At 69.8% G+C, this 12082-nt stretch carries 12 protein-coding genes; 7 read left to right on the top strand and 5 right to left on the bottom strand.

All coding sequences use genetic code 11. The annotated features are described in order from the left end of the window. Window positions 1–209: 209 nt before the first annotated feature. Both DBV35_RS24080 and DBV35_RS24075 read right to left on the bottom strand, forming a co-directional pair. Window positions 210–1487 (bottom strand): hemolysin family protein, encoded by a 1278-nt coding sequence (locus DBV35_RS24080; protein ID WP_108662946.1) that lies wholly within the window; start codon window positions 1485–1487, stop codon window positions 210–212. 9 nt (window positions 1488–1496) lie between these two features. Next, the gene (locus DBV35_RS24075) at window positions 1497–2531 is read right to left on the bottom strand and encodes a TerC family protein (RefSeq protein ID WP_108662945.1); all 1035 of its coding nucleotides are present in this window, start codon (window positions 2529–2531) and stop codon (window positions 1497–1499) included. 406 nt (window positions 2532–2937) lie between these two features. Between DBV35_RS24075 and DBV35_RS24070 the strand changes: the two genes are divergently transcribed. The 6 genes from DBV35_RS24070 to DBV35_RS24045 all read left to right on the top strand — a co-directional run bounded on the left by DBV35_RS24070 (window position 2938) and on the right by DBV35_RS24045 (window position 8351). After that, a complete protein-coding gene (locus DBV35_RS24070; RefSeq protein ID WP_108662944.1) occupies window positions 2938–3354 on the top strand; it encodes a hypothetical protein in 417 nt (138 codons plus the stop codon). Between the two features lie 83 nt (window positions 3355–3437). Further along, entirely contained in the window at window positions 3438–5963 is a 2526-nt protein-coding gene (gene secD, locus DBV35_RS24065; RefSeq protein ID WP_108662943.1) for a protein translocase subunit SecD, read from the top strand. Window positions 5964–5975: 12 nt separating this feature from the next. Further along, the gene (locus DBV35_RS24060; RefSeq protein WP_245944070.1) at window positions 5976–6332 is read left to right on the top strand and encodes a very short patch repair endonuclease; all 357 of its coding nucleotides are present in this window, start codon (window positions 5976–5978) and stop codon (window positions 6330–6332) included. Window positions 6333–6413: 81 nt separating this feature from the next. Then, complete coding sequence (locus DBV35_RS24055; protein ID WP_108662941.1) at window positions 6414–6647, top strand: twin-arginine translocase TatA/TatE family subunit; 234 nt, start codon at window positions 6414–6416, stop codon at window positions 6645–6647. A 9-nt stretch (window positions 6648–6656) separates the two neighbouring features. Then, window positions 6657–7028, top strand: coding sequence for a Sec-independent protein translocase protein TatB (gene tatB / locus DBV35_RS24050; protein WP_108662940.1), 372 nt, complete (start codon window positions 6657–6659; stop codon window positions 7026–7028). Between the two features lie 111 nt (window positions 7029–7139). Further along, a complete protein-coding gene (locus DBV35_RS24045; RefSeq protein ID WP_108662939.1) occupies window positions 7140–8351 on the top strand; it encodes a calcium-binding protein in 1212 nt (403 codons plus the stop codon). A gap of 90 nt (window positions 8352–8441) precedes the next feature. Here the strand turns inward: DBV35_RS24045 and DBV35_RS24040 are convergent, their stop codons facing one another. Further along, complete coding sequence (locus DBV35_RS24040; RefSeq protein ID WP_108662938.1) at window positions 8442–8930, bottom strand: cytochrome b; 489 nt, start codon at window positions 8928–8930, stop codon at window positions 8442–8444. A 281-nt stretch (window positions 8931–9211) separates the two neighbouring features. On the opposite strand from DBV35_RS24040, the gene DBV35_RS24035 reads away from it, so the two are divergent. After that, the gene (locus DBV35_RS24035; RefSeq protein ID WP_157961945.1) at window positions 9212–9721 is read left to right on the top strand and encodes a GNAT family N-acetyltransferase; all 510 of its coding nucleotides are present in this window, start codon (window positions 9212–9214) and stop codon (window positions 9719–9721) included. Between the two features lie 42 nt (window positions 9722–9763). Here DBV35_RS24035 and DBV35_RS24030 read toward each other — a convergent pair whose 3' ends face one another. Together DBV35_RS24030 and DBV35_RS24025 are read right to left on the bottom strand one after the other, a co-directional pair. Then, complete coding sequence (locus DBV35_RS24030; protein WP_108662936.1) at window positions 9764–10630, bottom strand: alpha/beta fold hydrolase; 867 nt, start codon at window positions 10628–10630, stop codon at window positions 9764–9766. 93 nt (window positions 10631–10723) lie between these two features. After that, window positions 10724–11935, bottom strand: coding sequence for an MFS transporter (locus DBV35_RS24025; RefSeq protein ID WP_108663447.1), 1212 nt, complete (start codon window positions 11933–11935; stop codon window positions 10724–10726). Between the last annotated feature and the right edge of the window lie 147 nt (window positions 11936–12082).

Raw genomic sequence — 12082 nt, 5'->3', positions numbered from 1 at the left:
ATGACGACGGTGTCGCGTTGTCAGAGGCGGGGAACGAGGAGGGGCTCGCCCCGCCGCCATGGCGCAGTCTCAAAAAAACTGACCGCAGGGACGCACGACGCGCGCATAGAACGCGCCTTAAAAGAAGCCCGGACGTCTTTTGCCCGAAACGGTCCGTCGCCTGAGTTGAAGTCGGCTCGTATATCGCGGGCCCGACCCGGACGGTCCCGTCACTGCCCCGCGACCCGCGTCACCAGCAGCTTGTCGATCCGCCGGCCGTCGAGGTCGATGACCTCGATGCGCCAGTTCTTCCAGGTGAGCTCGTCGCCGACATGGGGGAAGCGGCCGAGCTCGTCGAGGACGAGGCCGGCGACCGTCGCGTAGGAGCGGTCCGCGTCGAGCGTGGTGCCGAGATGGTCGGCGAACTCGTCCACCGCCATCGCGCCCGCGACGAGCAGCGAGCCGTCGGCGCGCGTGACGAGTTTCTCCTCGTCGTCGTGAATGTCGATGAAGTCGCCGGTGATCGCCTCCAGGATGTTCATCGGCGTCACGATGCCTTCGAACACGCCATACTCGTCATAGACGAGGACCATGTGGGCGGGCGAGGTGCGCAGCCGCTCGATGAGGTCGAGCGCCGGCATCCCGTCGCGCACGACCGGGGCGGGGAGGAGGTGGGCACGCAGGTCCGACGGCGGCCCGCCCGGTTCCAGCAGGTCGTGCGCGGAGAGGACGCCGACAATGTCCTCCGCCGTCCCGTCGCGCACCGGAAGGCGGGAGTGGCGGCTCTCGCGCACCTTGTCCACCAGCGCCTCGGGCGGATCGGCAAGGTCGAGCACCACCACGTCATGGCGCGGCGTCATGAGGCTGCGCGCGGTGCGGTCGGCGACGCGCATCACCCCCGCGATCATCTGCGTCTCGGCGTGCTTCATGACGCCCGCCCGGCGCGCCTCGGTGAGGACGTGGCGCACTTCCTCGTCGCTCATGTCCGGCTCCTTGTCGCCCGACTGGCCGAGGAGGGCGAGGACGAGCTTGCCCGACTTGTCGAGGAGCCAGACGAGGGGCGCGGCGCCGGTCGCGATCGCCTGCATCAGCGGGGCGACGCGAGCCGCGACCGCCTCCGGCGCGCGCAGCGCGATCTGCTTCGGCACGAGCTCGCCGATGATGAGCGACAGATAGGTGATCACCACCACCACCCCGCCGACGCCGAGCGACTGGGCGAGCGAGGCCGGCACCCCCCATTCTGCGAGCTGCACCGCGAGGCGGGTGCCGAGCGTCGCGCCGGAGAAGGCGCCCGAGAGCACGCCGACGAGGGTGATCCCGATCTGGACCGAGGAGAGGAAGCGCCCCGGATCCTGAGACAGATGCAGCGCCTTGGCCGCCCCGCGGCTCCCCTGGTCGGCCATCACCTGGAGGCGCGCCGGACGGGACGAGACGATCGCGAGCTCCGACATGGCGAGGAGGCCGTTCAACAGGGTGAGCGCGAGGACGATGGCGATCTCGAAAAGCAAGGGAGCCTCTTAGAAGACTTGGCGGGCGTGATCGGGGCCGGCCCGCTTGTCCTCGCGGGCCGGCTCGCGGTGGGCGCGGGGCGCCTCGCTCGTGCGGGCGAGCGAGTAGACGATGCCGGCGCCGAGGATCGCGAAGGTGATGCCGAGCGACCAGACAGGCGGGAACTTCTCCCACCCCATCAGGTCGGCGATGAAGATCTTGGAGCCGATGAACACCAGGAGCACCGAGAGCGCATATTTCAGATAGGCGAAGCGGCGCAGGATCGCGGCGAGCGCGAAATAGAGCGCCCGAAGCCCGAGGATCGCGAAGATGTTCGAGGTGTAGACGATGTAGGGGTCGGTGGTGATCGTGAAGACCGCCGGCACCGAATCGACCGCGAACACGATGTCGGCGATCTCGATGACGATGAGGGCGAGGAGGAGCGGCGTCGCGTGGCGCACGATGCGGCCGGTGCGGGCTTCGGGCCGCTTCACGATGAAGGCGTGGCCGTGGATCTCGTCGGTGACGTGGAGGTGGCGCTTCAGGAAGCGCACCACCGGGTTGGTGGAAAGGTCCGGCGCCTCCTCGTGCGGCTTCAGCATCCGGATACCGGTGAAGATCAGGAAGGCGGCGAAGACGTAGAGCACCCAGTGATATTGCTCCACCAGCGTCGCGCCGAGGCCGATCATCACGCCGCGCAGCACGATGACGCCGAGGATGCCCCAGAAGAGCACCCGGTGCTGGTAGGCCGCCGGCACCATGAAGAAGCCGAAGATCAGCGCGATGACGAAGATGTTGTCGAGCGCGAGCGTCTTCTCCACCACGAAGGCGGTGAGATATTGGGCCGCCGCGTCGCCGTCCATCTGCCACCAGACGAAGGCGGCGAAGAGGACGCCGAGCGAGATGTAGAAGGCGGAGAATCGGAGGCTCTCGGCGACGCCGATCACATGGTCCTTGCGGTTGAGGACACCGAGATCGAGCGCCAGAAGCGAAATGACGAGGGAGACGAAGGCGAGCCACATCCAGACCGCGTGGCCGAGAAAGAGGCTTGAAAAAATATCCACGGGGCGGACCTCACAATTGCGGCGAGGCTCGAGTCATCGGTGGGATCACGAGTCCAGGCATGACATCGAGGAATCTCGATGCGATCCGACATCGCGAGGTCTGCCTCGCCAGAGGGGCCCGGTCCGCTGACTTGGACTTGGTGCGTCGCGCCGCCGGAGCAAGATGGGTTGGCGAAAAAATTCCCCCGAGGCGCCGAAGAGCGGCGCCACGCGCCTGGAAATGCCGGGTGCGCCGAATAATTTGCCGCACGCCATTGAACGCCCCCGCGCCATCCCGACATCTTGGGGATGTCCGCCCGGCCGAGTGAGCCCGCCGTGCGGCGCGACATGGAGCACGCGGGACGCCTTGTCTCCCATCCCGACGCCGGACATGACAGGCCGACCCGCAACTGATACCCGATCGGGCATGAGCGAGGACATCGTCCGCTGCGGACCGCACGAACGCCGGCCCTTCGCCGGCCGGTCGCGCGTGCGTGCGGCGGCGGCTCTGCTGGGGCTCGTCCTCCTCTATCTCGGCGTCGCGCTCAACGCGCCGATGCCCCGCCTTGCAAGCGAGCACGGCGCCGCGACCGCGCAGGCCCAGAGCGAAACCCGCTACCTCTTCGTCAATCGCGGCGACGCGCGCGCCACCGTCGCCTCCGAACGCGCCGACCCGCGCGTCCCCCTCCTTGCCGGCCCCGCGGGGCTGAAGCCCGTCTCGGGCGAGCTGCCGCCGCCCGTCCGCCGCGCCGTCAAGGCCAATGCCCCCCGCGCGCCGCCCGCCCGCGCCCTTTCGCGCCGCGAGCCGCGACAGTCGCGCGCCCCTCCGTCCGTCACAGCCTGATCTTCGCCGCCTTCTGATCATGGCGCGCCGCAGCCCCCGCTCGTTTCGAGCGGTCGGCGGCGGTGCATGCACGGACACATTCTATGCGAACGTCTCCCTGGCTCGTGGCCACCTACGTGGTCATCGTGGCCCTCGGCGTGCTCATCGCACTGCCGAACATCATCCCCCAATCCACCCTCGACCGCCTGCCATCCTGGGTGCCGCAGACCAAGGTCGCGCTCGGGCTTGACCTGCGCGGCGGCTCCCACCTCGTCCTCGAGGTCGACCACGACGCGCTCGTGAAGGAGCGCCTCGAGACGCTGTCGGAGGACGCGCGCGCGGCCTTGCGCGGCGCCGGCCTTCGCGGCGCGTCGATCCAGATTTCGGGCGAGGGCGTCTCCGTCCGCCTCGCCGAGGCCGGACAGCGCACCGCAGCGCTCGCCGCCCTCGCCGATCTCGTCGGCACGATCGGCCTCTCCGGCGCCGACGACCTCACCTTCGGCGGGGAGGGCGCGACGATCAGCCTGACGCCGACCGAGACCGGCATCGCCGAGCGCACCAGCGCCGCCGCCGAGCAGAGCATGGAGATCATCCGCCAGCGGATCGACCAGGTGGGCGTCGCCGAGCCCACCATCCAGCGCGTCGGGCCGGACCGGATCCTCGTCCAGCTTCCGGGCGTGCAGGACCCCGCCCGCATCCGCGAGTTGCTGGGCTCCACCGCGAAGCTCTCCTTCCACCTCCTCGCGAACACCCTGCCGGGGACCGCGCTGCCGGCCGGGGTCAGCCTCCTCGATGACGCGGAGGGCGTGACTTATCCTGTCGTCGACCGGGTCGAACTCGCCGGCGACCGGCTGCGCGACACGCGCGCCGGGTTCGACCAGCGCACCAACGAGCCGATCGTCACCTTCCGCTTCGACACCGCCGGCTCGAACCGCTTCGCCGACATCACGCGCACCAATGTCGGCCACCCCTTCGCGATCGTGCTCGACGGGGAGGTCCTGTCGGCGCCGGTCATCCGCGAGCCGATCACCGGCGGCTCGGGCCAGATCTCGGGCAGCTTCACGGTGGAGAGCGCGACCGACCTCGCCGCCCTCCTGCGCGCGGGCGCGCTGCCGGCAAAGCTCACGGTGATCGAGGAGCGCACCGTCGGCGCCGATCTCGGCTCCGACGCGATCCGGATGGGGGTGATGACGGGGCTCATCGGCTTCGCCCTCGTCGTCGGCTTCATGGTGCTGCTCTACGGTCCGTGGGGGCTTCTGGCGAACCTCGCCCTCGGCCTCAATGTGGCGCTCACCTTCGCCGGGCTCACCCTCCTTGGCGCGACGCTCACCCTGCCGGGGATCGCGGGCATCGTGCTCGGCATCGGCCTCGCGGTCGACGCCAACGTCCTCATCAACGAGCGCATCCGGGAGGAGACGAGGAAGGGACGGAGCGCGCTCGCGGCCCTCGATGCCGGCTTCAGCCGCGCCTATGCCACCATCGTCGACAGCAACGTGACGGCGCTGATCGCGACCGTGCTCCTCTTCTGGTTCGGCACCGGCCCCGTGCGCGGCTTCGCGGTGACGATGGGGCTCGGCATCGCGATCTCGATGTTCACCGCCGTCTCCATCGTGCGCGTCGCGATGGTGGCCATCGTGCGGCGCCTGAAGCTGAAGCGGCTCGACATCAAGCCGCTCCTGCCGGTCCGCCTCGTGCCGGACGGCACGCGCATCCGCTTCATGCGGGCGCGTTTCTTCGGCATCGGCCTGTCGGCGGTGCTCTCGCTCGCCTCGATCGGCCTCTTCATCTCGCCCGGCCTCAACTATGGCGTCGACTTCCGCGGCGGCATCCAGATGGAGGTGGTGACCGACGGGCCCGCCGACCTCGCCGCCTTCCGACAGACGCTAGACGGGCTCGGCCTCGGCGACGTCGCGCTCCAGGAGTTTGGCGATGCGAGCCACATGCTCGTCCGCGTGGAGCGGCAGCCGGGCGGGGAGGAGGCGCAGACCGCCGCGACGGCCCGCATCCACGCCGCGATCGAGGAGGTCGACCCCTCCGCGAGCGTCGCGCGGACCGAGGTGGTCGGCCCCAAGGTGTCGGGCGAGCTCGCGATCGCGGGCGTCCTCGCCGTCGTCCTCGCGAGCCTTGCGATGCTCGTCTACATCTGGGTCCGCTTCGAGTGGCCCTTCGCCGTCGGCGCGATCGTGACGCTGGTGCTCGACGTCACGAAGACGGTGGGCTTCTTCGCCCTCACCGGGCTCGACTTCAACCTCACCGCGATCGCCGCGCTGCTGACGCTGATCGGCTATTCGGTGAACGACAAGGTCGTCGTCTACGACCGGATGCGCGAGAACATGCGGCGCTACAAGGCGATGCCGCTGCGCGATCTCATCGACCTGTCGATCAACGAGACGCTCGCGCGCAGCCTCTACACCTCCGTCACCGCCTTCCTCGCCATACTGCCGATGGCGATCTGGGGCGGCAGCGCGGTGGAGAGCTTCGCGGTGCCGATGGTGTTCGGCATCCTCGTCGCCGCCTCGTCCTCGGTGTTCATCGCGGCGCCGATCCTGCTCTTCCTCGGCGACTGGCGGCGCAAGCGCGCGGCCGAGCGCGCTCCCGCCGCGGCGGCCGAACCCGCCGTCGCGGCCTGACGGGAGGCGATGGTGCCCGTCACATCGGGGCGCGGGGAGGCGGTCCGTCGGGTCCGCCTCCTCCTCCACGCCGCCGGCTATCGCTTCCGCACGCGCGCCCGCGACCTTCCGGGCGTGCCGGACATCGTCCTGCCCGGACGGCGCAGCGTCATCCTCGTGCGCGGATGCGCCGAGGTGCCGGGCTGCTCCGTCTGCCGCCGCTGTTCCGGCGCGCGGGCGGGGGCTGGCGGGGCCGCTCCGGAAGGGCGTGCCGCGCTGGAGCGGGCGGGGTGGCGCGTCCTCCTCGTCTCGGAGTGCGAGGCGGTCGACGCCTCCCTCGCCGCGCGGCTCCTCACGATCCTCGGCCCGCCGCCCGGCCGAACGCACTGACGACCGCCGGCGGGAATGGCCCCGCCGGCGCACCAACGCACGCGCCTTGGGGAGAACCCGGCGCATTTTCTGGAGACGACAATGGGTAGCTTTTCGATCGGGCACTGGGTGATCGTGCTCGTCGTGATCATGATCCTCTTCGGCCGCGGCAAGATCTCCGAGATCATGGGGGACGTCGCGAAGGGGGTGAAGAGCTTCAAGAAGGGCCTCGCCGAGGAGGAGGAGGCGCACGCGCACGAGCCGCGCGCCATCGCGCACGCCCCGGCCGCGCTGGAGGCCACGGACGCCGCGACGAGCCCGCGCGCCTCGGCCTGAGCCGCGCCGATGTTCAACGTGTCGGGGACGGAGCTCTTCGTCATCGTTGTGGTCGCGCTCCTCGTCGTGGGGCCGAAGGAGATCCCGTCCCTCCTGCGGACTGTCGCGCGCACGCTCGGCCAGGTCCGCCGCACGACGCGCGACTTCCAGACGGCCTTCAACGACGTGCTGAAGGAGGCCGAGCGTCAGGCCGGCCTCGACGAGGTGCGGCGCGATCTCCGCGCCTCGGGCACCGGTGGCCCGGCAAAGCCGCGCCTCGTCGCGCCGGATGGTGCCGGGGCGGCGGGGCCGGCGGACGGCGCGCCGCCGGAGCCGCCCGGTCAGGCCGAGGATCTGCCTCCGGCAACCGATGCGCGCCGCGCCGTCAGTGGAGGCCGCTGAACGACCCCGCCCGCCGCATCCTCGCGGCGGGCGTCCGGCGGGGCTGACCACTGGAGTTGGCGGCTGCTAGGGTGGCCGCACGCCCTCCGCGTTCCAGTCGAGTCCCCTCCCATGGCCACCGAAATCACGACGACCGTCGAAGAGACGCTGACCGATTCCCACATCGACATTCTGGAGGGAGGGCGGATCTGGACGGAGGGCGTCGGGCCCGGAATCCGGCCCGCCGACACGTCCGACGTGGTCATCAACAACGCCGGTTGGATCGTGGGCGATGTCGGGATCCTGATCCAAGGCGATGGTCGCTACGTGATCCGAAATACCGGCGACATCGACGGCACGAGCGAAACCTACGAGGACCCTAATTTCGACTTGGGTTCGTCCCGCGCCACCACCGCGGTCAGCACCAGCGGTGATCTCGACGGTCTCATCGTCAATCGCGGTTCGCTCTACGGCCCGTGGACGTTCGACAATTTCTTCGGGACCTACACCTACTTCAACGGCGTCGCCCTCTATCTTGGGGGAAGCGCGGAAACGGTCGTCAATCACGGCCGGATCTATGGCGACGTGAGGTTCGCTGGTTCGTCCGGAAACGACACCTTCATCAACGCCCCCGGCGCGACGTTCGACGGCACCCTCACGTTCGGCGAGACCGACGACACCGCCAAGCTCTACGGTACGGTGGAGCGCGTCTCGATGGGCGACGGGGCTGACACCGTGGTGATCTACGACGATGGCGCGATCGAGCGGCTGAACACCGGGCATGGCGACGATGTCGTGCACAATTTCGGCGCGCTCGGTGAGGTCGATCTCCAGAAAGGCGACAATCTCTACGATGCGCACAGGATCGGGACCGCGACCCAGGTCGATTCCGGCATCGGCGACGACACGCTGATCGGCGGGCGCGCGGACGATGTCTTTCTCGCGCGGCACGGCGACGACCGCCTCCTCGGCGGCGGCGGAAACGACATCCTGAAGGGCGGCAACGACGCGGACGTGCTGATCGGCGGGGCGGGCCGCGACAAGCTCTTCGGCGAGACGGGCGACGACACGCTCTCGGGCGGCGTCGGCCGTGACCGGCTCACCGGCGGGCCGGGCGCGGATCTCTTCGTCGCCGAGCGCGGCGGTGACGTCGACATCGTCGCCGACTTCAACCCCGGCGAGGGGGACCGCATCGACCTCACCGGCATCGACATCCCGCTCGGCCGCATCCTCGCCCGCGCCAATGTGGCGGGGGGCGACACGATCCTGAAGTTCGGGGGCGGGGACGTGATGGTGCTCGCGGACTATGCGCGCCCGCTCGACGCCGACGATTTCCTGGTCTAGCGCGCTCGCCGATCGGGTCGGGCTGACTTCGGCGGCGAGCCATGCGCCCGATTTGGGACGCGCCTTGCGGCCCCGCCGGGCCGGACCGGGTCAGGTCATGCGGCCGAGGATGCCGGTCTTCCACCAGAACTGATGGATGACGACGCCGACCACATGGAGGCCGGCGAAGGCGAGGAGGAGGTTGCTGCCGACCTCGTGCGCCTCGCCGAGGACGGGCGAGGGGATGAAATAGGCGCCGAGCCCGACGAGCGGCAGGAGAACGATCAGCGCATAGAGGCCGAAATGCACGATGTGCGAGGTCATCTTCGCGAGCGGCGGCTCCTCGGCCGGCGGCAACGGCGCGCCGACCGCCGCGCGCAGGCCAAGCCGCGCGAGGGCGAAGACGAGCACCGCGATGCCGACCACCATATGCGCGAACGGGTAGGTCGTGAGGACGGGGGTGCCGGTCTCGACGGTCTCCCGGAAGGCCGGACCCATGCCGTCTTCGAGGACGAGATATTGCGCGATCAGGAGGAGAACGACGGCCCAGTGGAGGATTTTCTGAAGGGGCGTGAACCCGTCAGCGGGACGATGCGCCATGCCAAGACCTTTCCGATATGGCGACCGGCAATCGAGCCGGCCCACGGGAGGAGGCTTAGCAAGTTTTATAGAACGATTCTAATGACAATCGATTTCGCTTCTCTTGAGCCTGACGCCAGTCTGTGGAACGCGCCTCGCGCAAGGAGGCGGCCTCGCCTCGATCTGGAGGTGCCAGGGACAAGTCCTCGGACCGGGGGGCGGCCGAGGATTGGACGCTGACCGGCCTGTCCCGGTCTGAGATGATGATGCGGGAAGGCGGTCGGCCCGAGCGGCGAGGATCTATGGCGCGCGAGGATGCGGTGTCCGTCCGGATGGCGGCGACGGAGGGGGACTTCGAAGCCGCGCGCGACCTCTGCCGGGCGTGGCTTGACTGGCAGCTGAGGACGTTTCCGGACCTGCGCGCCACCATCCTCACCACCTTCGAGCCCGTCGCGTATGCCCGCACGCTGGCGGCGCTCCCGGCGATCCATGCCCGGCCGAAGGGGGCGATCCTACTCGCCGATTTCGGCGCGCGGACGGTCGGCTGCGTGATGTATCAGGAGATGGAGCCCGGCGTTGTGGAGGTGAAGCGGCTCTTCGTGAGGGAGGAGGGACGGGGGCACGGCGTCGGCGAGGCGCTCCTCACCGGGATGCTGGCCTCGATGCGCGCGGACGGCTACGGGACCTGCCGCTTCAGCTCGGCCCGCTTCCTCACCGCCGCCCGCCGCCTCTACGAGCGGATGGGCTTCGCCGAAATCCCGTCCCCGCCCGGAACACCGGCCCACGTCTATTTCATGGAACGGCCGATTTGAGGGAGCGCGCCCGCAGGCTTGGGATGGTCGAGGACGGCCGGTTTAGCGGCCGGCTTCTTCTTCCCGCAAGAACGCCCCCACCACCCCGTTGAACCACCCCGGATTCTCCAGGAACATGAAGTGGCTGCCGCCCTCCTCGCGGGAGAGGATCGCCGCGCGGGCGCCGGGGATGGTCGCGGCCTGCCACAGCATTGCGCTCACCGGGACCGAGCTGCCCTCCGCGCCGATGCACAGGGACGGGCGGTCGATGCGGCGGATCACGTCGCGCCAGTCGCTGAAAACGTGGTTGAGGATCAACGCCCCCGCGTGGCGGCGCGGCAGCATGATGTTGAGCGCCACCACCGCGTCGAGCATCTCCGCCGGCACGCCCGGCGAGAAGAGGGCGCGCAGGAACTCGGCCGTCGCCGTGGCCGGGTCGCCCCCGGTGAGGCGGGCGATCGCGGCGAAGAGGGCGTCGGGCGGAAAGATCGCGCCGGCCTCGGCCTTCTCCTCGGGCGTGAGGAGGGGGGTGTCGGCGAGGAAGGCTGACTGGTCGACGAAGACGAGGCGGTCGAGCCCGCCGGTGCCGTAGAGGTCGATGAGGGCCCAGATCACCGAGCAGCCCATCGAGTGGCCCATCAGGGCGACGTCGCCGAGGCCGAGCCCGGAGATCAGCTCATGAAGGTCCTGGGCGAGACGGGAGACCTTGTAGCCATGGCCGGGCTTGTCCGACGCGCCGTGGCCGCGCATGTCGACGGCGATCACCCGGTGGGTCGGCGCGAAGGCCTCGATCTGGCCGGACCATTGGAGCGCGGTCTGCGACCAGCCGGGCACCATGACGAGGGGCTGGCCCGCGCCCGCCTCCAGGTAGCTGAGGCGGACCCCGTCGCCGGTGGTGAAGTCCCGTCGCGTCGCGTCGGTGGTGAACATCGGCGGCTCCTGCGGCGGGCGGCATGTGATGCCGGTCCGCCGCAGTCTACGCGACCTCCGCGTGTGCCGGAACCGCCGGGCGGTCGTCGCGGCTCAGGCGATCGCCGGGCGCGGCCGGGGCGTGCGCGTCTTGCCGAGGATCAGCACCATCACCGCCATGTTGAGGATGTTGAACGCGATGCCGTTGAGGAAGGCCATCTCGTAGGAGCCGGTGACGTCGCGGATATAGCCGGAGACCCACCCGCCCACGGCCATGCCGATGATCGTCGCCATAAGGACGAGGCCGATCAGCGTGCCCGCCTGCCGGGCGGGGAAATATTCCCGCACGATGACGGCGTAGGACGGCACGATCCCGCCCTGCGACAGGCCGAAGATCAGGCTGACGATGAAGAGCCCCGAGACCATCCCGTCGAACGGCAAATAGAGCGACAGCGCGAAGCATTGCAGCGTCGCCCCGATGAGGAGCGTCTTCACCCCGCCGAGCCGGTCGGCGACCGCGCCGAACACGATGCGCGAGATCACCCCGCCGAAGAGCATGACCGCCAGGATCTGCGCCCCGACGACGGGCGCGCAGCCGAGATCGACGGCGAGCGAGACCATGTGGACCTGCGGCATCGCCATCGCCATGCAGCAGCCGAACCCGGCGAGCGCGAGGAGCCATTTCAGCGTCCCGAGGGGCAGGTCGATCGAGCGCCGCTCCGCCTCCGACTGGACCATCGCCGCCTGGGGCACGCGGCGCCGCAGCGTCAGCGCCAGCGGCACGAGGGCGACGACCATGATGATCGCGAGCGTCCAGTAGATGCCGCGCCAGCTTCCGGTCTCGAGCATCCCGCCGAGCACCATCGGCCAGAAGGCGCCGGCGATATAGTTGCCGCTTGCCACGAGCGCGACCGCCGTGCCGCGCCATTTCGAGAACCAGTGCGAGATGTCCGCCATCAGCGGCCCGAAGCAGGCCCCGGTGCCGAGCCCGATGAGGACGTGGAGGGCGATGACGAGGGTGACGTTCTCCGCCATCGCCGTCGCCGCGTAGCCGACGCCGAGGATCAGCGCGGCGAGGAGGACGGCGGTCGACACCCCCACCCGGTCGACGATGCGGCCGGTGAGGACGTTGCCGAGCGCGAAGCCGACCATCGTCGCCGTGTAGGGGAGCGAGGCCCCGGCGCGGTCGATCGCGAACTCGGCCTGGAGCGACGGGATGACGATGACGACCGCCCACATCCCCACATTGCCGATCGTCGCCACGCCGAGCGTGAGGACGAGACGGCCCCAGGAATAGCGGCTGTCGAGGATGCCGGTGGCGCCCACGCGCATTCTCCCCTGCGAAGACGGGAGGCGTTCCAGCGTCGCCCGGGTCGCATCTGTTCTCATTCTTGGCCGCCGGCATGGGGCCGGCGGCATGGTCCTGCCTGATAGCACGGCCTCGCCCATGGCGGGGCGGTGATCCGGGTTCGG

The organism is Acuticoccus kandeliae (assembly GCF_003073115.1).
This window is presented reverse-complemented; position numbering and strand designations above follow the sequence as displayed.